The sequence below is a fragment of the Caldalkalibacillus mannanilyticus JCM 10596 genome (assembly GCF_000615945.1).
GTDB lineage: Bacteria > Bacillota > Bacilli > Caldalkalibacillales > JCM-10596 > Bacillus_AT > Bacillus_AT mannanilyticus.
Window position 1 is genome coordinate 1 of the sequence record NZ_BAMO01000010.1, and the last position, 22,927, is coordinate 22,927.

19 protein-coding genes and 1 other annotated feature are annotated in these 22,927 nt (G+C 39.6%); of the genes, 14 read left to right on the forward strand and 5 right to left on the reverse strand.

The genetic code is table 11. The features are described from left to right. Positions 1-219: 219 nt before the first annotated feature. Positions 220-436, forward strand: a binding site (T-box leader). A gap of 75 nt (positions 437-511) precedes the next feature. Both tyrS and JCM10596_RS07525 read left to right on the forward strand, forming a co-directional pair. Next, the gene (gene tyrS / locus JCM10596_RS07520; RefSeq protein WP_025026584.1) at positions 512-1,750 is read left to right on the forward strand and encodes a tyrosine--tRNA ligase; all 1,239 of its coding nucleotides are present in this window, start codon (positions 512-514) and stop codon (positions 1,748-1,750) included. A 156-nt stretch (positions 1,751-1,906) separates the two neighbouring features. Beyond that, the gene (locus JCM10596_RS07525; protein WP_025026585.1) at positions 1,907-2,407 is read left to right on the forward strand and encodes a metallophosphoesterase family protein; all 501 of its coding nucleotides are present in this window, start codon (positions 1,907-1,909) and stop codon (positions 2,405-2,407) included. Between the two features lie 108 nt (positions 2,408-2,515). Here JCM10596_RS07525 and rpsD read toward each other — a convergent pair whose 3' ends face one another. After that, positions 2,516-3,118 (reverse strand): 30S ribosomal protein S4, encoded by a 603-nt coding sequence (rpsD, locus tag JCM10596_RS07530; protein WP_025026586.1) that lies wholly within the window; start codon positions 3,116-3,118, stop codon positions 2,516-2,518. A gap of 388 nt (positions 3,119-3,506) precedes the next feature. Here rpsD and JCM10596_RS24460 point away from each other — a divergent pair, with 388 nt between their 5' ends. From JCM10596_RS24460 to refZ, 6 genes are all read left to right on the forward strand, one after another. Further along, on the forward strand, positions 3,507-5,273 hold the full coding sequence (locus tag JCM10596_RS24460; RefSeq protein WP_025026587.1) for a sensor domain-containing diguanylate cyclase: 1,767 nt from the start codon (positions 3,507-3,509) through the stop codon (positions 5,271-5,273). Positions 5,274-5,431: 158 nt separating this feature from the next. Continuing rightward, entirely contained in the window at positions 5,432-6,802 is a 1,371-nt protein-coding gene (locus tag JCM10596_RS07540) for an acyclic terpene utilization AtuA family protein (protein ID WP_025026588.1), read from the forward strand. 1 nt (position 6,803) lies between these two features. After that, positions 6,804-7,163: an AtuA-related protein gene (locus JCM10596_RS07545; protein WP_025026589.1), complete on the forward strand. Its 360-nt coding sequence runs from the start codon at positions 6,804-6,806 to the stop codon at positions 7,161-7,163. An 81-nt stretch (positions 7,164-7,244) separates the two neighbouring features. After that, positions 7,245-8,375: a methionine gamma-lyase gene (gene megL, locus JCM10596_RS24465; RefSeq protein WP_234410436.1), complete on the forward strand. Its 1,131-nt coding sequence runs from the start codon at positions 7,245-7,247 to the stop codon at positions 8,373-8,375. Positions 8,376-8,473: 98 nt separating this feature from the next. Then, a complete protein-coding gene (locus tag JCM10596_RS27620; RefSeq protein WP_025026590.1) occupies positions 8,474-9,343 on the forward strand; it encodes a stalk domain-containing protein in 870 nt (289 codons plus the stop codon). Between the two features lie 103 nt (positions 9,344-9,446). After that, a complete protein-coding gene (gene refZ, locus JCM10596_RS07560) occupies positions 9,447-10,058 on the forward strand; it encodes a forespore capture DNA-binding protein RefZ (protein ID WP_025026591.1) in 612 nt (203 codons plus the stop codon). Here the strand turns inward: refZ and hisJ are convergent. Next, complete coding sequence (gene hisJ, locus JCM10596_RS07565) at positions 10,042-10,851, reverse strand: histidinol-phosphatase HisJ (RefSeq protein WP_025026592.1); 810 nt, start codon at positions 10,849-10,851, stop codon at positions 10,042-10,044. The genes refZ and hisJ overlap by 17 nt on opposite strands. Positions 10,852-11,030: 179 nt before the next feature. Here hisJ and JCM10596_RS07570 point away from each other — a divergent pair, with 179 nt between their 5' ends. From JCM10596_RS07570 to JCM10596_RS07585, 4 genes are all read left to right on the forward strand, one after another. Continuing rightward, entirely contained in the window at positions 11,031-13,283 is a 2,253-nt protein-coding gene (locus JCM10596_RS07570) for a septation ring formation regulator EzrA (RefSeq protein WP_025026593.1), read from the forward strand. 128 nt (positions 13,284-13,411) lie between these two features. Further along, complete coding sequence (locus JCM10596_RS07575) at positions 13,412-15,007, forward strand: hypothetical protein (protein WP_148302533.1); 1,596 nt, start codon at positions 13,412-13,414, stop codon at positions 15,005-15,007. 19 nt (positions 15,008-15,026) lie between these two features. Further along, positions 15,027-15,719, forward strand: a complete 693-nt coding sequence (locus JCM10596_RS07580) for an OmpA/MotB family protein (protein WP_025026595.1) — start codon at positions 15,027-15,029, stop codon at positions 15,717-15,719. 89 nt (positions 15,720-15,808) lie between these two features. Next, positions 15,809-17,458 carry a M20/M25/M40 family metallo-hydrolase gene (locus JCM10596_RS07585; RefSeq protein ID WP_025026596.1) on the forward strand — a complete coding sequence of 550 codons (1,650 nt, stop codon included), beginning with the start codon at positions 15,809-15,811 and terminating at the stop codon, positions 17,456-17,458. 5 nt (positions 17,459-17,463) lie between these two features. Here JCM10596_RS07585 and JCM10596_RS07590 read toward each other — a convergent pair whose 3' ends face one another. From JCM10596_RS07590 to JCM10596_RS07600, 3 genes are all read right to left on the reverse strand, one after another. Further along, positions 17,464-18,111 carry an acetyltransferase gene (locus tag JCM10596_RS07590; protein WP_025026597.1) on the reverse strand — a complete coding sequence of 216 codons (648 nt, stop codon included), beginning with the start codon at positions 18,109-18,111 and terminating at the stop codon, positions 17,464-17,466. Then, positions 18,108-19,361: a CDP-glycerol glycerophosphotransferase family protein gene (locus JCM10596_RS07595; protein ID WP_025026598.1), complete on the reverse strand. Its 1,254-nt coding sequence runs from the start codon at positions 19,359-19,361 to the stop codon at positions 18,108-18,110. Before JCM10596_RS07595 ends, JCM10596_RS07590 begins: the two co-directional genes overlap by 4 nt. A gap of 112 nt (positions 19,362-19,473) precedes the next feature. Continuing rightward, positions 19,474-20,502 (reverse strand): SDR family NAD(P)-dependent oxidoreductase, encoded by a 1,029-nt coding sequence (locus JCM10596_RS07600; protein WP_034680853.1) that lies wholly within the window; start codon positions 20,500-20,502, stop codon positions 19,474-19,476. A 197-nt stretch (positions 20,503-20,699) separates the two neighbouring features. On the opposite strand from JCM10596_RS07600, the gene JCM10596_RS07605 reads away from it, so the two are divergent. Together JCM10596_RS07605 and neuC are read left to right on the forward strand one after the other, a co-directional pair. Continuing rightward, on the forward strand, positions 20,700-21,746 hold the full coding sequence (locus tag JCM10596_RS07605; RefSeq protein WP_025026600.1) for an N-acetylneuraminate synthase family protein: 1,047 nt from the start codon (positions 20,700-20,702) through the stop codon (positions 21,744-21,746). Next, entirely contained in the window at positions 21,733-22,923 is a 1,191-nt protein-coding gene (neuC, locus tag JCM10596_RS07610) for a UDP-N-acetylglucosamine 2-epimerase (protein ID WP_025026601.1), read from the forward strand. Before JCM10596_RS07605 ends, neuC begins: the two co-directional genes overlap by 14 nt. Positions 22,924-22,927: the final 4 nt, after the last annotated feature.

Consider the following 22,927-nt stretch of genomic DNA (forward strand, 5'->3'; position numbering starts at 1 on the left):
GACGCTTTGGTTTTGCTGGGTTGGTTGGTTTATGGTCTGATGATTTTTTATCCATCGTATGTATCCCCCCTAAAATCACTTTATAATTATAGCATAATTCGTGATTAGAAACATTTTTTTAGACATATTATACCACTATCATTCGACATGGATAACTAAATTGTGCATTGACATCTAAGTTCAATCGTGTTAGATTATTAATTAAATTTTAATATAATGACAAAAACAATGAATGATGAAAGTAGCTAGTGCCTTAGCTTTTAGAGAGTCGATGGTAGGTGAGAATCGATACTGGGGTTCTAGACGAATTACCATCAGGAGTTATTGTAGTGAATCCATCATAAGTAGCTACAATCGGTGAGAACCGTTATTTTCCTTGAGTGAGAAAAGATTCTTTTCTAACAAGGGTGGTACCGCGATTCAACTCGTCCCTTTTTTGGGGCGGGTTTTTTATTTTGTTCTGTGTTCCTATTTGGGAGTCAGAGCTGAAGAAAAGGGAAAGGTGATTAACATGAGTGAAGAACAAGCATTAACTCTGGAACAGAAACAAGAAGTAGAAAGACAGCTAGAAATTTTAAGAAGAGGAGTTGTCGAAATTGTTCCTGAAGATGAATTTAGAAAGAAGCTGGAACGATCTGTTGCCACAGGAAAGCCTCTTAAGGTGAAGCTTGGATTAGATCCCACGGCTCCAGATATTCATATTGGTCATACAGTAGTGATTAATAAGTTGCGACAATTTCAGGATTTAGGTCATCAGGTTCAGCTTCTACTAGGTGATTTTACAGCGAGAGTGGGGGACCCTACAGGAAAGTCAGAAACCAGAAAACAGCTCTCAGAGGAAGATGTTCAAGAGAATGCCAAAACCTATGTCAAACAATATGGTAAAATCCTAGACATGTCCAAAACAGAGCTGCGCTATAACAGTGAATGGCTAAGTAAGTTAAATTTTGCAGAGGTCGTGCAGTTATCAGCAACGATGACGGTAGCGCGTATGCTGGAGAGAGATGATTTCTCCAAGCGTTATGCAAGCAATCAGCCGATTAGTATTCATGAGTTCTTCTATCCTTTAATGCAAGGGTATGATTCAGTTGCTTTAGAGTGTGATGTAGAGCTTGGAGGAACGGATCAGAAGTTCAACTTGCTGATGGGCAGACATTTGCAAAAAGAATATGGACAAGAACTGCAAATTGCTATGATGACTCCCATCCTTGAAGGGTTAGATGGGGTTCAAAAGATGAGTAAGAGCTTAGGCAATTACATTGGAATTGATGAGGAGCCTAATCAAATCTACGGCAAAGCCATGTCGATTCCTGATGAATTGATGGTGAAATATTTTGAATTAGCGACTCCGATCTCTATAGAAGAGTTAAAGGATCTAGAGGAAGGTATCCAAGAAGGACGCATTCATCCTCGCGATGCCAAAATGAAATTAGCTAGAACATTAGTACAGCAGTTTCATGGTGAAGAGGCGGCTGAACAGGCAGAAGTGCACTTTAAAACGGTTTTCCAACAGAGAGCACTTCCCACCGATCTTCCTGAAGTGAAATGGGAAGGAGAATCGAGCGTTAAGATCATTGATCTCATTACAGAACTAGGTCTTGTCCCTTCGAAAGGCGAAGGACGACGTATGGTTCAACAGGGAGCCGTTAAGATAGATGAAGAAAAGATAGGGGATATCAATCAGGAGATTACAGTGGTTCCTGAGATGATCATTCAAGTAGGAAAGAGAAAGTTTGTGAAGATCATATAAGAGAGAAGGGGCTTCTACAGAAAGAGTATTTTCTGTGGAAGTCCCTTATTTTGTTTACGTGCGGTAATCATACAAGCCGATTTTTTATCATGTGAATATAGTATAAGATATACACTCTACCTTTCTGAAGTAAGAAAAAGGAGGGATCAATTCATCATGCTCATTGGAGTGACCTCTGACACCCATATTCCTACACGGGCAATTCATCTCCCGTCCAAATTAGTTAAAGGATTGAGAGGAGTAGACTTGATCATTCATGCTGGAGACTGGGATCATATTCAGGTCTATGATCAACTAAAACAACTGGCTCCCGTTAAAGGAGTTTATGGTAGTAATGATGATGAAAGCATTCGGAAACATTTTGATAAAAAAATCATTCTTTCTCTAGGGGATTATAACATAGGAGTGATTCATGGAGATGGTGGGAAGCGCAAGGATACTATCGAAAGATGTATTCAGTCATTTGCTACAGAAAGAGTAGATATGATTATCTTTGGTCATACGCATCTTCCTTACTATGCTCGTCATGCTCATACACTTCTTTTTAATCCTGGCTCCCCGACAAACAAGAAAAAAGGACAGAAGAATTACTCATTTGGGATGATAGAGCTTGGTCCAAAAATAGCAGCTAAACATATATTTTTCAAAGGGAATTAATGCTTCAATCAAGGGAACGTGAGGAGCTAATCAAGTAAAAAAGTAAAAACCCAGCAAAGACCTATAGGAAGGTTTTGCTGGGTTAAAGCTTCTGAGAAGCGTTTGTTATTAACGAGAGTAGAACTCAACGATAAGAGATTCTGTAATTTCAGCAGGTAGCTCACTGCGCTCTGGGAGACGAGTAAATGTACCTTCTAAATTCTTCTCATCAAATGTTACGTAGTCTGGTAAGAAAGCACGATTATCTAATGCTTCTTTAATAACATCTAGACCACGGCTTTTTTCGCGAACAGAGATGACATCGCCCACTTTACAACGGAAAGAAGGAATATCAACCTTTTGTCCGTTTACTGTAACATGACCATGGTTTACTAATTGACGTGCTGCACGACGAGTACGTCCTAAGCCTAAACGATACACAAGGTTATCTAAACGAGATTCAAGTAAGATCATGAAGTTCTCACCTAGGATTCCTGTACGTTTTCCAGCATCATCGAAGATGCGACGGAATTGACGCTCGTTTACTCCATACATATGACGAAGCTTTTGCTTTTCTTGTAATTGAATTCCATACTCACTTAACTTTTTGCGTTGAGTAGGACCATGTTGTCCTGGTGCGTAAGGACGCTTTGCTAATTCTTTTCCTGTGCCGCTAAGAGAAACCCCTAGACGACGGCTTAATTTCCAAGTTGGGCCTGTATAACGTGCCATAATAAAAAAACTCCTTCCATTTTTAAAAAGATGAAATGGAAAAATAACAAGTGGTCATTCAACGCTGTGTTCATTTTGTTTTCACACATCTTCACCCTGATAGCAAGAGCTACGAGATGCACCTCTAGGACAGCCGCATCTATAGAGGAACAAAATGATGAGGGCTCACACATTGACTACCCAAGCTATCTTTCAATTTATTCACAAATTATATTTTATCTTTAATTAGAATATAAAGTCAAGTCGATTCTTATACAAAAAGAGTTTTTTCTATATTAAATAGAAACAAAAATGTTACAATCATTACCGATATGAATTATAATATGAGTAGATACTTTACCTAGTTAATTAAATGAAGGGTCTATTAATTTCAAGAAGGAGTATAGCTATGAATGCTCAGATGGAACAGTTTATACAACAATTTATAGACCAAGAGCAATTGCATACTAGAACTTTTACTTTTTCTGAATCTCTTCTTTTTTTGATCATCAATGAACAAGTTTTTACTCCTTCGAACTCATCTTCAGCTCACATGGGGATACATAAGTCATCATTGCTTGAATTACATCAGCAGATTAGCCATATGAGGGAGGATGGATTTAAGATTCAGTTCGAGATGGAGATGAATGAAGGGAGCAAAGAACATGTTACCATTGGGGTATTATGTTCTCCACAGGAAGTAAGTCATAGAGAGCAACAGATCATTAGAGCCTATTTAGAAAGTATAAAACGTGCGCTTTTAACTATATTACAATGTGAAAATAAAAGAATAAAACATGAGATTTTGTTTGACTTGAGTAAAAAAATCCTCTCATCAATTGATGTGGATCAAGTGCTGTGTGTGGTCGATTCTAGTGCCAAAGAACTTTTTTCAGACTATGACACCTTTATTTGGTTATCTCATGATTATAATCAGCATTTTCCTGTGAAATACTTAAATTTTAAGCAGGAGGCACGCGATTATAATACGGAAGCCTATATTCATGGTGAGATTCTGTTTTATCACTTGGAAGGAAAGAGAGCCTTATCTGTTCCGTTAAGAGGTAAGCAAGGGAGCTATGGAGTCCTCCAGCTTCTCTCTTTGGTGGAACAGGCAACAGATCCCGATAAAGAGGTTCTTTCTCTTATCGCAGATACCGTTGGGGTGGCTCTAGAGAATGCGCAGCTTTTCCAGCAATCCAAGCAATTAATTAATGAACTTAGGTTAATTACGGAAACCTCAGAACAACTGAGCCGTTCTTTAAATGTGGATGATAATGTAGACTTTGTTATCTCCAAGATCAATGAAATGCTTCGACCAGAATGTATTTATTTCTTAAGCTATCAAAACAATAAGAATAAATATAGGGTACTTGCCAGCACTAATCCTCAAACGAAGGAAGAAGTTCTGGAGCTAAAGGAGAATACGCTGATCCAAGAGGTGCATGAAACAGAAGAGCCTTACATTGCTTTTTGTCCAGAGCAGCCTGAAAAGAAGCTATTTGGAGAGCAGGAACCCCTTTCTTATTCTTCTTTAGTGATCGTCCCAATGCTAAATAATAATACAGTGATCGGTCAGATCATTCTTACTCATTCACAGGCGAATTATTTTTCCTATAATGAATTTCGCTTGCTTAAAACCTTTGTTCATCATGCCTCATTCTCTTTTGTCAATTCGTTTTTGCATGAAGATCTCAATCGTTTTGTTATCACAGATACGCTGACAAGATTATTTACACGACATTATTTAGACCAAAAAATCATGCTTTCTCAGCAAAAAGATCTTTATGGTTCCTTTATCCTGATTGATATCGATAATTTTAAAAAGGTCAATGATTCTTTTGGTCATCAAGTAGGGGATGACATTCTTATTCAGGTTGCCAATGTGATGAAATCAAGCATTCGTGAAGTTGACATTGCTTCACGCTGGGGAGGAGAGGAGTTAGCTATCTACCTACCCAATATAGATATCTATCATGCCTTTGAAATCGCGGATCGAATTAGGGAAAGGGTTAATCTGGAAACGAGTCCAGGTGTGACGATTTCCTGTGGTTTATCACAGTGGAAAAAGCAAGAAGCGGAGAAATCAACGGAAATTCTTTTCCAATATGCAGATCAATCCTTATATAAAGCAAAAAGAGAAGGAAAAAACAAGGTGATTATGGTGCCTGAGTAAATATTTCCTATAAATATAAAAAGAAGAGTGAAAAGGCTCTTCTTTTTTTCTAGATTATTCTATATAATAAAGATGTATTATGTTAAGCGCCTATCATGAGCGAGCGTTCAGTCGAAGTTTTTAGAAAGCGTTTACATATTTTGATGGGAGGTTCGAGGATGAAGAAAGTAAGAATTGGAGCGGGGCAAGGCTTCTATGGTGATACCATTTATGGAGCATTAAATATGGCGAAATATGGAGATGTTCAATATATAAGCTTTGACTGCTTGGCAGAGCTGACGATGGCTATTCTGCAAAAAGATAAGCAAAAAGATTCTTCAAAAGGGTATACCAAAGATATAACTGTTACCGCTAAAAACCTATTACCTTATGTCAAAGAAAAAGGAATCAAGCTCATCACCAATGCAGGTGGAATTAACCCCGAAGGAGCACGAGATGAAGTCATCAGGATTTGCAAGGAAATGGGCATCGATGGAATTAAAGTAGGAATAGCTACTGGAGATAATATCTATCCCTATTTAGATGAGTTTCAAGAAAAAGGAATTTCTTTGGCTGATTATGATACGGGTGACGCTTTTACCAAATCAAAAGATGAGATCTTGTTCGCTAGTGCCTATTTAGGTGTTTGGCCGATTGTAGAATGCTTAAAGCAAGGCGCGGATATTGTGATCACAGGAAGAACAACGGATACAGCTCAGTTTTTAGCTCCCCTTATCTATGAACTGGGGTGGAAAGAAGACGAGTGGGATCTACTTGCTCAAGGAATTTTGTTAGGACATCTGATGGAATGCTCAGGTCAGGCAACTGGAGGGAACTTCAGTGGAGATTGGTGGAATGTACCTGAACTAGAGAAGGTTGGTTATCCTATAGCCGAAGTGTATGAAGATGGAACCGCCTATATCACCAAGCCAGAACAGACAGGAGGGAGAGTGTCCATTGATACCCTGAAGGAACAATTCTTATATGAGATTCATGATCCAAGTCACTATATTACCCCTGATGTGATTGCCGACTTTTCTGGAACGAAATTTGAACAGGTGGGAGAAAATAAGGTAAAGGTATCGGGAGTAAAAGGAAAACCAAAACCGCCGACTTTAAAAGCCATAATGGGGTATTCTAATGGGTATATGGGGCAGGGAATGATAGGCTATTCTTGGCCAGATGCTCTTTCTAAGGCACGCAAGGCAGATGAGATTGTTCGTAAACAAATGGAGTTATACGAGATCCAAGTGAAGGATATTCATACGGAGTATATTGGCTATAACTCCATTCATGGTCCGCTAGCCACGCCTGTCGATGAAGAACAGCTTAATGAGATTTATTTAAGGGTGGCTGTGCATACAGAAACGAAAGAAGAAGCCGCTCAATTTGGTAGATTATTCCCTCCATTAGCTCTGAATGGACCTCCTTTCGTCGGTGGATTAGCTAATATGTTTTCAGTCAGACAGCTCTTGGGTTTGTGGTCGGTTCTTATTCCGAGAGAAGAAGTGGAATCGAAAATAACGACGAATGTTAAGGAGGTTGTCTAGGATGCCATTGATTCAATTGAGATATGTGGCTCAAGCTCGTTCAGGAGACAAAGGGAATACGTGTGATCTTGGCTTGTTTGCCAAAACAGCTCAAATGTACGAAGTGTTCAAACGGGAGGTAACAGCAGAGCGGGTGAAAGAACATTTCTCTACTCTCGTGGAAGGAAATGTCGAGCGTTATGAGGTGGATTCAATCTATGGTCTTAAATTTGTTTTAGAGGATGCCTTAGGTGGAGGAGCGCCTTCATCTCTTAGAACAGATAATTTAGGAAAGTCATTCGGCTCTAATTTACTAAGAATGAAAATAGAAGTACCCAATGAATTAATTACCCAGGAGCATTGCGTCAAGCTGCCCTCATAAGACATATACTTTTATACAGATATTTGATCAAGAAAAATGGAATAAAAAAATCATGATACTTTAAACAAAAGGATGGAAAATATGATGAAGGAACAACATGGTTCTTTAACTCCCCCAATCTACCAAACCTCTACATTTGTCTTTCCAAATGCAGAAGCAGGAGAAGCTCGCTTTGCTGGTGAGGAGAGCGGATATATTTATACACGATTAGGCAACCCGACATTAGCGATCTTTGAGGAGCAAATGGCGGCTTTAGAAGGAGCAGAAGCAGGGCTTGCATTTGGTTCAGGAATGGGTGCAGTTTCTGCTGTTATTATAGGCTTGGTGAAAAGCGGTGATCACCTCGTTTGCTCCGAAGGGATGTACGGTTGTACTTTTGGTTTGATTAGTATGCTGAAAGAGAAATTTAATGTGGAGTTTACTTTGGTTGATATGACAAATCTTGAAAAGGTGAAAGAAGCTATTAGGCCGGAAACCAAGCTTCTTTATATAGAAACACCCATAAATCCAACAATCAGAGTGGTAGATTTAAAAGCAATTTCATCCTTAGCGAAGGAACATAACATGACAACAGTGGTTGATAATACATTTTTAAGTCCCTATTTACAACGTCCTATCGAGCTAGGTTGCGATGTTGTTTTACACAGTGCCACTAAATATATTGGAGGGCATGGAGATGTCATCGCGGGCGTGGTCTGTGGTTCGAAAGAATATATTACTGATTTAAAAAGAACGTCGCTAAAGGATATTGGGGCTGTTTTAAGTCCTTTTGATGCTTGGTTATTAATCAGAGGACTGAAAACCCTTCCGATTCGAATGGAGCAGCATTCAGCTTCAGCGCTAAAAGTAGCTGAGTTTTTAGAAATGCATGAAAAGGTTACAGCCGTATATTATCCTGGTCTACCAAGCTTTGCGCAGTATGAATTAGCAAAAGAGCAGATGAATGGCTCTGGAGGTGTCATTAGCTTTGAATTGGCAGGAGGAAAGAAAGAGGCTCAGGAGTTTATCAATCGTTTAAACATGATTCAAATTGCCGTTAGCTTAGGCGACGCTGAATCTCTTATCCAGCATCCAGCTTCGATGACTCATGCTTGTATTCCAAAAGAGGAAAGAGAGCGAATGGGGATCATTGACTCCTTGATACGCCTTTCCGTAGGATTAGAAGAAGTGGAAGAAATTATCAATGATCTGAAACAGGCGCTCGAGGGATAGGGTTTCGAGCTTCCTTTTTGATTTCCAGTCACTCCCTCCCCTTTTTTTCACATAACCATGGTAAGATGGGACAGTGAAAAAGAGATGGGAGGGATTAGATGGTAGAGAACACGAGATATGGAAATAAAGTTATCTGGGCAGTGATCATTGTTTGTATTCTTTCTGCTCTAGCAAACTTTCTTCCTATCGATAGTGTTGAAGCCAATAACCAATTTACAATTCAAATGGATGGAAAACGCTTAGAGATACCAGAGAACTTAGGTATCATTAAAGATGGCAGAGTTTTTGTGCCTATACGTTTTATTGCAGAGGAATTACATGCGCATGTTCATTGGGATTCGGCTCAACAAAAAGTAACCATTGATCAGAATCAGAACAAAATTACATTATGGATTGGTTCGCATTTATACCGACTGAATGAGGTAAAAAGAACGGTTGATGTGACCCCTTTTATTCATCAGAATCGAGCATTGGTTCCTTTACGCTTTGTTTCTGAAGCTTTAGGACTTCAAGTGCATTGGGACCCGGCAAGGAAGGTTGTTTCACTAAATTCATCGGGAGTCGCTCAGCAAAGTCTAGCAAGTCGTTCGGCAGATCGTATCTCCAATGATGTCTATTTTTTAGCGAAGATTATTCATGCCGAAGCAAGAGGAGAAAGCTTACTTGGACAAGTAGCAGTTGGAGCTGTTGTACTTAACCGAGTAAAAAGTAGAGATTTTCCGAATACGATTTACGAAGTGATTGTAGAAAAAACAGGACCTTATTATCAATTTGAAGCGGTCCAAAATGGCAGTTTCTTTCGCTTAGAGCCAGATACCAATGCTATTACAGCAGCGAAAAGAGCTATTGGTGGTGAAGATCCAACCAAAGGTGCCTTGTTCTTTCATAATCCAACAATCAGCAAGAGTCCATTTATGGCATCCAAACCCGTTGCGGTTCGCATAGGGAAACATGACTTTTTGTATTAGCTTCCATTTTTTAATCTCGAAACATTTGACCTAAAAAAGGAAGTATTCACTTTGTGTCGAATATAAAAATGGTAGAAGGAATGCAAGTGAAGGTGGGATCAGGATGCCAAAGGTGGAAGATAAAAAGGCAAAGGAAAAAATAATAGATGCAGCTATTGACCTCTTTTATTTCCAAGGTTTCAAGGGGACATCGGTCAGACAAATTGCAGAAAAGGCGAATGTGAACCTTGCTCTTATTTCCTATCATTTTGGAGGAAAAAGAGGTCTGTTAGAGCAGCTGATGGTCCGCTTTTATGAGGGTTACTTTCAGTCTATTCATAGAGAAGCTGAAAGAGAAGATTCTGCCCTGTCAGCACATGAGGATCTGATTCAGGCAGTAAGATCCGCTTTCAGCTATTTATTCGAAGATTATCAAATGACACGGTTTATTTACCGTGAGCTAACGATGGATTCAATGCTAGTAAGGGAAGTAATGACCTTGTATTTGAGTCAAGAAAAATACTATTACATGTCCTTACTCGAACATGCCATCGATCGTACCAAAAACCAGATCACTGATTTAGAAATTGTGGTCTTGCAATTGTTGAATATGCTCTATATGCCCTTTTTACAGCCTCAGGTCATTAGAGAGGTTTATTATATAGAACCTCATGGTGAAGAGTTCAAGCAGAGATATTTAACACAGATAGAAAACTGGATTATAAACAATCTTTGATAAATTGGTCATAATGAAGACCTACTGTTTTAGCCTGATGTGAATCCGAGCCATAAACAAAAGGGATTCTTAATTTTTTTGCCTCGACTAGAATATCAGCAGAAGGATATACCTCTTGGCATAAGGGTTTACTTAAACCCGCCGTGTTGTAATCTAACTGATAGCCTCTGCGCTCTATCTCCTGTAAAATAAATAGAATGTGAGACCACCAGATATCCTTTTGTATGGAAGGGTATTTTTTTTTGAATTTTTCTATGACAGTAAGATGTCCCATTCGACGTGGTTTGTACTTCCCTAGCTCCGCTGTGACTGCTTTATAATAGGTCTGGTAGTAATGGAGATAGACTTGATCTACGCTTCCTAGAGGTGCTAGAATATCCTGTTCAAAATGCTCAGGACTATAATCAACACAAGTCCAAGTTCCTTTTACTGGTAGGAAATGAACAGAGAGAATCGCATCGTCTACATAAGGACCAACCTCATTTAAAAAGTCAGTTGTTTCCTTTTCATACCCTTCCAGGAAGTCAACTTCAAAGCCTGTATAGATCAGGATGTCTTTTTCATATTCTTTTTTCAGCTTTTGGCAATCATTCAAATAACTCTCTAGATCTTCCCATTTCATGGCACTGTCTTGAAGAGGAACAGGATCATGAAATGTTTTGGGAAGAGGAGCATGTTCCGTAATACTATAGCAATCGAAGCCTTGCGAAATCGCTTGTTCAATATATTTCTTTAGTGGGTCTATGCTACCATGGGGGCAGTAAGGGGTATGTGTGTGTCCATCCCATTTCAAAGTAAATCCTCCTCTTGCGCAAAAAATATTCGCTCGTATAATAGAACTTGAAACTATTTTAACATTAGAGAAGAAAAAAGTAATTTAATTGTAGAAAATTATTGTCGATAGCAGGGATTTCATGTCGTAAACTAGAATAGTATAGATTAATGTTAAAACCAGAAAGGAACTTTTGATGTATGACCAAGAACAAGCTGACTTTTAAGATAACGATCCTTCTATTATGCCTATTATTTACTAGTTTACATACAGTCTATGCTCAATTTCCAGAGAAAGGGGATCAGCTAGTTATTGATTCCACAGGAAAGCTGGAGAAAGCGGAAGTAAAAAGACTACACGAATATATTGATTCTTTATCGAATTCATATACGGTTGTGTTCCTGGACAAGCTGGAGAAGGATGGAACGGAATACACAACGGAATTATTTGCACATTATTCTTTAGGAACGGCTGACACCCTTTTGGTCATCGATGTTACTGAAGCAGAACTTTACTATGCTTATGGGAACGAAATGACTAGAAAAGGTTTAACCGATGAAATTATTGACGCAAAGAAAAATAGCATTTTCTCGTCGTATGCCAAAAAAGGGGAAACCTTGATCGCAGTGACCAATTTTATCCGCACAGTGGAATTAGAGCTAGAAAACATTGCTGCTAAGAGAGAACGAGAGTCGGGCATCGTCGTTGGTGGACAAGAAGGGGAAGGGAATGAAGAGAAAGAGGAAGAAAGCTCCTCAACATGGGGAAAAGTCACGATGTATAGTATCGTTCTTCTTCTGCTCGCCTTTGCTGGTAGCTTCCTTGTTAGACGAAATCTAAAAAAGAAGGTTGATGAATTAGAAGCTAGTAAAATTCAATTAGAGAATCGCCCCTTTACAGCAGAATTGTCAAGGGTAAAAGGGCTTAAGATGGCTGGAGAAACAGAAGCTAGATTTGAAAAATGGCGTGGGGAATGGGAAGAAATTGTTACGGTGACCCTACCTGATATCGAAGAAACCCTTGTTGATATTGATGAATATGCAGATAGCTATCGTTTCTTCAAAGCCAAGGGCTTGATCAAGGAAACAAAGACTCGTCTAGAGGGGATTGAGCACTCATTAGATCGAATCATTCAAGAAATTGACGAACTGACATCCAGTGAAAAAAACAATCGCTTTAAAGTAGAGGAATTGCATGAAGAATTACAAAAAATAAAATCCTTACTACAAAAAAATTCATTGTTGCTAGGAGTTTCCTACCCACTCTGGTATGAAAAATTCAAAAAAGCAACAGGCTGGTTTGATAGTTTCAATGAGGCGCAAGAAGGTGGGGATTATCTTAGTGCCAATGATATCCTGCAAGCGATTGAAGAGGTTTTTCAACAAATAAAAGAAGCCATTGAGGTTATACCTGAGCTGGTAAAAGAAGTAGAAAACAGAATTCCGCAGCAAATCAAGGAAGTAGAATATGCAGTTGCTGAAATGAAAGAAAAGGGCTATGTCTTAGAGCATACTACCGTACATGAGAGAATCACAGCTCTCCAGAAAAAAAGAGAAGTTGTACAGTATTTAGAAAATGGTCAAATTAAGGAAACTCAAGATTGGATCGCTCAGACACTCCAAGAAATAGAGGATCTATTTCATTTATTGGAAGAGGAAGTTGAATCGAAGGCATTTGTTTTACAATATTTCCAATCCTTAGAACCCCTGCTAAATGAAATAACTACTAGAATTGAGCAATTAACACTAGACATTGAGAATACCAAACATTCCTACACTTGGGAATCTGAATGGGAAGAGAAATTCACACAGATTAAAGCAGTGTACGAGGAATTGAAAACGGCTTACGATGAGCTTCAAGTCCATCAAGAGAACCTACAACAAACGTATCCTCAAGTAAAACCCATACTAACGGCGTTTCAAGAAAAAGTGGAGAAGTTCGATGGTTCAGCTATTGAGATTGCTGAGATATTGAGCACACTAAAAGAGGATGAAGTGAAGGCAGGAGAAACAGCCGGACAGATAAAACAGACGATTGTGAAGGTAAAAGTCAATCTGAGAAAAAGCAATTTACCTGGAGTTCCTGAGCATTTGCAGACAGGGTTAGAAATTTCGGAGGAAGCGCTACAGGAACTATATACGGAGCTGCGAAAGGTTCCCATTGATATGACTCGAGTCCAGTATCAGCTTCGTGAATTAAAAGCTCAAGTAGAATCGATTTCTCAAGTGACCAAAACCATTATTCATCAAGCAGAGAGAGCTGAATTATATATTCAATATGCCAATCGTTATCGCAGAATGAACCCAACCATTGCAGAAACGATTGATGCAGCAGAATCTGCTTTTCGAACGTATCAATATAAAGATGCCTTAGAACTAGCAGAAGATGCCTTAGAAATGGCAGATAAAAAATGGAAAGATAAATATGATGTTGAAGAAGAATCTGTTTCGTAATGTTAGCTGATGGACTATCCATCAGCTTTTTTTGTTTGTTTTCTTTCTATGCTTTTCCTCATGTTTGGACAATAGCTGAATATAATGATAGCAATGAAACTCTCTTCACTAAAAAGGAGTTGGACAGAATGGAGTTTAGCTATACATTTTATCTCATGGTAGGTTTAATTCTATGGATCGGTTTAATTGGCATGGTGGGAAATCTGCAATTAGCCAATTTTTATCGGCAGTGGTTAGAGAAAGTAAAAGGGCTGGAAAGAAAACCAATTCAGCTCCCTCAAGGAGCAACAGACGATATGCTTGAAGAAATGATTTCCGAATACAGTACACATCGAACAGAGGGAATTGAACAAGTGAATACGCAGGCGATTATTGAGGGGATTGTCTACCAGAAACAAATCTATTTATTTGGAATGTTTCGCTTGCCTGTAGGAGTTGTAGAAAGAGTTCTGACACAGCTTCCCTCATGGGCGATTATTATTGGTTTGCTTGGAACCTTCTCTGGGCTTACTCTCGCCTTATTTGCCATGCAAGGTACTCTCCTGCAATTAGGAACAGAGAGTGGAGCTGAGGTGATCTCCGTATCAACAATTGTGACTGCTATTGCTGAGCCTTTCAAAGGGATGAGCTTTGCTTTTATTACTAGTATCGCTGGAATCGGTGTGGCATTTATGATTCATGTCCTTCAGTCAGGACTCTTCTCTAAACTAGGTGTAGGCCCTAGCTATGCTCAATTAAAGCAGCTATTCCTGACAAAGTGTGAAAGTCTGCTAGATCATCAGGTACAGCAGCTGGTTCAAAAACAAAAGCCGAAGGATTCAATGGAAAAAATATTGGATCGCTTAGTAGATAAGGTGAAGGAGAGCTTTGACCAGAGTGTCGATCGCTTTGGGACAGAGATTATTAAGATGACTCATCAATTAGAAGGAAGTGTTGAAGGGTTAGGAAAAGTAGTAGAGCAATCGCTTCATTTCACAGAACAATTTAATCAAGGAACTTCTGAACTAACTCAATTTGGTCAGGTGTTAGAAAAATCTATTTCTTCTTTTCACCAGCATGAAGCTCAGGTGGCTCAGAGGATAGAGCAATTAGCCAAACAGATTCAAGCCTTACAGCATGAATTAAAACAACTGACAACAAAAAGCTTGGAGGGACATCAGCAGCTTCAACGTATCGTTGAACGATCGGATCAAATGATGCAGCAATCGGCACGTAAGGGAGAAGAAATGTATCAGTTTTTCCAGAAGCAGATGGAGGAATCTCAGCGCAGATTTCATGAAAGGTATGCGGAACATGAAAGAAATATGAAATTAAATCAAGAGGAATGGACCTATAAGTATCAAGAGAAGAACGATCAGTTTTCTAGAGCGGCGGAATCCTTTGGTCAAGCAGTACAAAATCTAGAACGACAATGGGCAGATGGATTAGAGCGATTCAAGAGAGAGGTGACTAGCCAATGGGGACAATTGCTAGAAAAGCATTTAGGGCGTCAAAACACTCAAGGACAAGATAAGGAATTACGTGAAATTGTCCGGGAATTAGGCACGCTTCAGCATGTACTAGAGCGAGAATTTCAGCAATTGAATCGCTTTACCAATGAAACCTATCAAGTTTTGATCAGTATGTATGAATGGGGACGTTCCCAAATGAGTCAAAACCATAGTCAACGATATGATCCTCCTGAAGCTACACGTTCACCCATAGCACGAGAACGTAGATATTAGAAGAGGGGTGTGAAGCAAGATGAAGGGAAGGAAAAGTTATTTTCGAGAGGAAGGAGAAACATCTTCATTCTGGCCGTCTTTTACAGATATGATGTCAACCATTGTTCTTGTCATGCTTTTTGTCGCCCTTATTGCGTTTGTTCAAAGTATCTTTGATGCCTATGAACAACGTGAAATCAAACGAGAAATGGCGAAAGTAGCTTCGGTCAAAAAACATCTATCGGATCTGATTCAACAGGAGCTGGAGGAGAAGGTGGGAAAGGATCAAGTGGTTAGGGGACCCAATAATACAATCTCAATTGAAGGAGATATTTTGTTTGAAACGGGAAGTGCTGAAGTGAGTGATCGTGGCAAAGAAGTCTTGTTTCCACTTGCTCATGCCTTAGAGAAAATATTGATGAATCCTGATGTCAATGAGTATTTATATATTATTCTGATCGAAGGTCATACGGACCGGGTTCCTTATGATAATTGGACGTTATCTACGGAACGTGCCGTTGCCGTAGTTAAATACTTACATCAGGTGAATCCAATTCTAGCACAGGATGAGTATGCTAGGTACTTTGCTGCCACGGGCTATTCTGAGTATAAGCCAGTGACAGAAGGGACAGATCAAGAATCATTAAGAAAAAATCGAAGAATTTCATTTCAAATCATTCTTGATGATGAAAAATGGCAGCATCAATTGTCGCAGCTGATGAGCGCTCAATAGCTGCATAATATTTGTGCATTTACACACCATTATCAGAAGAGTAGTATAGGGGTAGATTCATCTGAGTAGAGAAAAAAGGGGTGTTGTGTATGCAAGTAAACCGTCAGGAAATCGAACAATTATTGAAGGATTTGATTCACCAATCAAGTATTGTGAATACAGATGGAGAAAGAAAAATTGCCGAAAATATCTACCGGTATATTAGCGCCCTACCTTATTTTCAAGAAAGACCAGATCAAGTGGAATTAAGCACAACATATAATGATTCAAGACATCGCTATAATGTCCTCGCCTATGTAAAAGGGGAGGCAACTGTATCGAATGAAACCGTTATCCTAATGGGACATATGGATACAGTAGGAACAAGTGATTTTGGAAAGTGGCAGGAGATAGCAAATGATCCTGACCGTTTAAAAGAAATATACCAAAAAGAAGGAGTGCCCAATGAAATAAGAGAGCATGCCCTTTCTTCAGATTGGATGTTTGGGCGAGGAAGCCTTGATATGAAAAGCGGTGTGGCAAGCCATTTGTATCTATTGAAGCACTTTGCAGAGCATCCCAAGGAACTAAAAGGAAATCTCCTTGTTCTGATTGAGTGTGATGAAGAGGATAGTTCCAATGGGATACGTTCAGCATTAAAGGATCTACGGCGAATCAAGGATCGAGAGGATTTTGAATATATTGCAGCGATCAATTCAGATTATACCTCACCGAGATTTCAGGGGGATGAAAATCGCTATATTTATACAGGAACCGTTGGGAAGCTTCTCCCTACTTTTTTCATTGCGGGAAAAGAAACACATGTAGGGCAAGTTTTTGAGGGCTTTGATCCTAATCTTATTATTTCTGAGCTGACGAAGGAAATTGATTATAATCCTTTGCTTAGTGATGAGATGCATGGAGAATGGACGTTACCGCCTGTTTCTCTGAAACAGACGGATTTAAAGCCTTTTTATGATGTTCAGACACCTCTTTCTGCTTTTGTGTACTATAATTTTTTTGTGCATTCATGGTCACCCAAAGAAGTGCTTGATAGATTGGAGATCCATGCAAATAGAGCGTTTGAACAAGCTATCAGAACCTATTCAGAGCGTTATGAATTGTATTGTAAACTAAGTGGTGAGCCTTATAAACCGGTTCAAATAAAGCCAAGAGTATATAGTTTCGAAAAGTATTATACTTGGCTGAAAGAAGAGCATGGTGAAGCTTTTGAAAAAGAGATTGGCAAACTTTGCGAAAAGATCATGAAGGAGCCTGACATGGATATTCGCAAATTCTCTTGTCGTGTTGTTGATGAAATATGGAGATGGGACCAGACTAAGGAACCTGTTATCATCTTATTCTACTCTAATATTTATTATCCTAGAGTCGCATTTACAGAGGATTCTGTACTAGGAAACCGTTTGCTACAAGCTATAGATTCAGCGGTTGATCATGTACAACCCTATCACCCGAAGCAAATTCTTTCTAGGCAATTCTTTCCCTATATTTCTGATATGAGCTTTATGGCAGTCAGTGATGATGATGAAAGCTTAGCATACTTAGACAGAAATATGCCAACCTGGGGCGAGGAGTATCGCTTAAATGTAGAAGATATCAAAGCGCTTAATGTGCCTGTGTGTAATATTGGACCTTATGGCTTTGATGCGCATAAAAAGTACGAAAGGGTGGAGTTGTCCTATTCCTTAGAAATTGTCCCATTTCTAACATACAGTGTGATACGCCGTTTATGCAAATAAGCTCGCTATTTATTCTGACGAATCACTTTGGCAGGAACTCCTACAGCTACACAATAGTCGGGGATATTTTGTGTGACAACAGCACCTGCACCAATGATACAGGAGGCTCCGATGGAAATATTGGGAATAACGATCGCTCCCGTTCCTAGTTCCGTCAGTTTTCCAATCTGGACACCTCCTGCGACTCTGACACCGGGTCCAATATTAACAAAATCATCGATCTGACAATCATGATCAATACTGGAGGCTGTATTGATAATACAACCTTTTCCAATGCGGACATATGGATTAAGGACCACCCCTGCCATCACTGAAGTTCCAGACCCTATTCGTGTCTGTGTAGCGATGGTACATTGATCATGAATCATGGAGTGCAAAAGACCTCCAAGCTTTTCTATGCTATCTACTTTTTCCTGACGAATAAAAGGATCTCCAATAGCTACATGCCAGAACGATATCCCCTTCATTCTTTGTGAAATCTCCGAAGGGGAATCGGGATAGATGGAATAAGCTAAAAAAGGATGTGTTATTCTTGCTTTGGCTATATTAGAAGTAAAAAAAGAGAACCACTGCTCAGGATTCTTTCTGATCCCTATATCAACGATCACTTTTGCATGCCCCCCCGTTCCTATCACTCCAAGCTTTTCAATCATTTGAACAACACTTCCTTTATGTTTTCTTTGGCTCGGTTCGGATCACCCTGGTCGATAAGAGTACACCTTGACCTAAGCTCCTCAAGAAACTGAGGACGTTGAAGTGCTTTAGCGAACACTTCCTGTAAGCAGAGAGAGTCTTGAAAAAAGAAAGGAGTTCCTCTTAGATAGTAAAAGGGAATCGGAGGGCCATAGAATAGAATGGCTTTATTTTGTAAAAGTCCTTCGTAAGCGACGGCGGAGCTGTGAGTGATGATGATATCTGCTTGTGACAGTAAGCTTTGCAGATTTCCTTTATGATGGGGGATTAGTTTCGAGAAAGGAGAACAGAGAAGACTTTGATATCTCTTTCCTTTTCCTTGATCAGGGTGGAGCTTATAGTCGATGATCAATGGCTCTGAAACACCACTGGCAGCTTTTTCGATCATTTGAATCATTCTTCTATTGAATACTCTTCCAAGTGGTTGTAAGGCGACTAACACTCTCATTTTCTTTGGAGAGGATTCATTTTGCTCTGTAGGAACATGTTTTGCCTCATAATTACGAATAAAAACAGGTCCACACACGTGGAGCTGCTGCCGATTAGCTCCGAAAGATTCTAGATAACGAGCATCAGCCTCTCCCCACACTAGATGTAAATCTGCATTAAGCGGTAGGTGCCCCAGCTCTCCGACCAAACCATGTTGGATGTTCACGGTAAATAGCTGTTTGCTTTGAGCCACGGAGGTAACGAGTGCCCCATGCCGATTGAGCGTTGAACCGTAAATCGTTTTGGTAATGGGGTACGTAGAAAAGAGTGTCTGCATCTGACGAATTCTTTTGAGAGTACGTGGTACTTTTTTCAGCAACCATTGCTTAAAAGCCTTGCTTTTAAAAAGGCTAGCAGTCTTAGAAGATGAACAGATTTGCTCCATTTGTTTCCATATCTCTTGTTCTTCAGTATCGCTGACTTCCTTCTCTTGTATATCGTTTAAGAGAATCAGGGGGCGACAGTTTTTGATTTGAAGCATTTTCAAGTATTCTTTTTTGCTGTGAGATAAGTAAAGGCATGCTTGAGGCATATCTTGAGTAAGAAAAAATAATTCGGCACGAACTAAATTCATCCTTGAGCAGGGATTTTTTTGGCTGGGTTCGAAAGCAAATAAGGCTGGCAAGCCTGTTGAAGCTGAGCAGTCCATTTCTTTTTTGCTTTTCGGTTTATGCTCTTGACTTGTGGTAGTCCAAGAGTTTTTTTGTGTTTTTCTAACCATTTTTGAAAATCCCTGAGGAGCAGAAGGGAAAGTGGGACATTTTGATAACTTACTCCATGAAAGTACTCTAAGAAAAGAAGAGAATAGCTCCAAATAAAAAAACTCTGTTCTCTCATCGCACTTTATCCGTATCCAGCTTTTCGACGATTGAGAGAATTTCTTCAACAGAATGTAACTTCGTTGTATCTGAACGAAAGCTAGTTGTTGTACTAGGTTGAAAGCCGGGATAAGAACTTAAATCTGATGAAGGTGGAATTAAGTACATTTCTTTATTTTCTGCTAGAAATCCCTGTTCATGAAGGGATAGTAATTCTTCGTAGATTTTCTCCCCTTCTCTTACACCTACTTCTTTCACCGTGGGAATAGGCCAGCCTTTTTTCTGACAGTAGAGCTTCATCGCTTGAATCAATTCTTCAAGTCGTATCGCGCTCATTTTAAAAATAAATACTTCTCCTCCTTGACACAGAAAGCCCGCTTTAAGCATCAGTTCCACAGCTTGAGGGATGGTCATAAAGAAACGAGTCATCTCTGGGCTAGTTAAGGTAATGGGCTGTCCTGTTCTTGCTTGATCCAGAAATAGTGGAATCACAGAGCCCCTCGATCCAAGAACATTTCCAAATCGAACGGAAGCAAACCTGGTCTTGTTATTTTCTAATAGGTTATTGGCATTCTTAAACAGTTTTTCAGCAATCAATTTGGTTGCCCCCATTGTATTTGTAGGGTTGACTGCTTTATCTGTGCTGACATTAATGACTGTATCTACATTGTTTTTGATGGCTGCCTGAATAATATGTTGACAGCCTACAATATTAGTTCGAATGGCTTCATAGGGATTTTCTTCACAGATAGGGACTTGTTTTAGGGCGGCAGCATGAAAAACGATATCGGCTCCCTTGGTCACGTTCTCCACACTTTGGTAATCTCTTATATCTCCAAGATAATAGCTTATTTTTTTTTCTAGTAAATATTTTTTTTGCATTAAATATTGCTTACTATCATCTCTATTAAAAACAATAATTTGTCTTGGATGATATTGTATCAGGGATCGAACAATATTCTCGCCAATCGAGCCAGTTCCTCCTGTAACAACAATCTTTTTATTGCAGTAAAAAGCGGCTAGTTCCTTTAAAGTTGGAATCATTGCTCTCCCCAACCTTTCTGTTCATTAATTTCTGGCTAACATACAACTAGCATATGTACAAGATTCTTCCCTGATATAGGTGAAACGAGCATTTTTGAAGCACATCAAAAACTTAATTCAAGTGACTATGACCGTTCTGAACGGAATCTAATAGAATGCAGTAGATATGGACTAGAGAATGGAAAGGAAGGTAGGTTATGAAAATGAGGCTAGGAGCTCAAGAAATTTTGGATACAGCAGGAATGTATGTTATTGCTGAAATAGGAGTGAATCATAATGGTTCTATCATTCTAGCCAAACAATTGATCGAAGAGGCAAAAAGAGCTGGTGCGAATGCAGTCAAGTTCCAAATGTTTTCTGCTGAACAGTTAGCTTCGGATCAAGCAGAATTAGCTGGTTATCAAGAGAAGGTTAAAGCGAGTAATCAGAAGGAAATGTTATCTGCCTTGGAGTTGAAGAAGGAAGATTTTAGAGAGCTCAAGCACTATTGTGATCAGGTTGGAATTACTTTTCTAGCAACCCCTTTTGATCTACAAAGTGCACATTTCTTGCATAAGCTTGGCATGGTTGCCTTTAAGATTGGCAGCGGGGACCTTACGAATGCGCCCTTGTTAGGACTAGTCGCGTCCTTCCGTAAGCCTCTCCTTCTCTCAACAGGAATGTCTACCTTGAGTGAGATCGAACAGGCTTTATCTTGGTTAACTGAAAATCAAGAGGTTGCCTTGTTCCATTGTACCTCTGCTTACCCGGCTCCATTCGAGGAATTGCACTTGAAGGTGATTGAAACCTATCGGAAGGCCTTTCAGGGTTCCCAAGTGAAAAAGATAGGCTATTCCGATCATTCACAAGGGATTTATGTCCCCATTGCCGCCGCTGCATTAGGTTATAAGCTGATCGAAAAGCACTTGACCTTAGATCACTCGCTTGAGGGACCCGATCATGAAGCTTCTCTTACTCCCACAGAATTTAAAGAGATGGTAGAGGGAATCAGACAAATTGAAAAATCATTGGGAGGTACAGTAAAGCAGGTGACTTCATCGGAGGCTGAAACCAAACCCAAAGTTCGGCGAGGCATCTATTTGGCGAAAGCCTTGGAGCAAGGGCATATTCTTACCGAAGCTGATTTGATATGTTTGCGCCCTGCTCACCACATGGAAGCAGCGCAATTTTTCAACGTGATTGGGAAGAAATTAATGACAAGAAAGCAGAAAGGAGAGGCTCTTCATTGGAATGATATCAGGTAATCAACAAGCCGATGTCTTGTGTATTACAGGAACTCGGGCAGATTATGGGATTTATCGACCATTACTATTGGAGCTTAATCAAAGCAAAACAATACGGCTTTCTCTTATCGTGACGGGGATGCACTTACTTCATGAGTACGGGAACACGATTGACGAGGTACGTGAGGATTCTTTAGAGATTATGGGCACTCCTTCCATTTTAGTCAAGGGAGATTCTCCTTCTTCCATGTCCCAATCTCTTGGCTTAGCGCTCCTCTACTTCTCACAAATTTTTGAACAAATCAAACCTAAATCAATTCTTTTACTAGGTGATAGAGGAGAAATGCTAGCAGCAGCCATTACGGCCCACTATCAAAACATCCCCATCTTTCATTTGCATGGTGGAGAGGTAAGTGGGTCCGCAGATGATCTAGTTCGACATGCCATTTCTAAGTTTAGTCATATTCATTTTGTATCTTCGATTCGTTCAAAACAACACTTGATAGCGATGGGGGAGGAAGAGTGGAGAATCATACCCGTAGGATCTCTACGCAAGCATGATATTGAGCAGCTTCGACAATGGGATCAGCAGACCAAGGAGTTAATGAGTGAAAAATATCAGCTTCATCCGAACAAAAAGAAGATTCTTTTTGTCATGCACCCAGATTCCAAAGCTAAACATTCATTTGCTGAACAAATTGATGAGGCTCTTTCTAGTTTGGAAAACCTACACGATGTGCAAATCTTTATTTTGGGTTCGAACAGCGATGCTGGTGGAGAAGTTTTTGCTAGAAGAATACAGCAATTTGCTCAGGAACATCAGGCAAGCTATTTTCATAGCATCCCAGCTACGGACTACTTATTTTTCTTATCAAAAGTTGATTTACTTATGGGTAATAGCAGTAGTGGAATGATTGAAGCTCCCTTCTTTTCTCTTCCTGTCATTAATATTGGACAGCGTCAGAGGAATAGAGAACAAGGGAGAAATGTAATCAATGTCGACTATGATCGTCAGAAAATAACTCAAGCGATCCAAGGAGTGCTGACAGGCAAAGGGGCAAAAGATTCATCGCAGAATCCCTCTGGTAATCCCTATGATTTAGGTTTTATGCCAGCAACTGAGATCATTCAAAGAATAGAGGCTTTACTCAAAAATCCCGAAATGATGAACAAAAGAATGGTCCTGAATAATGGATAACATG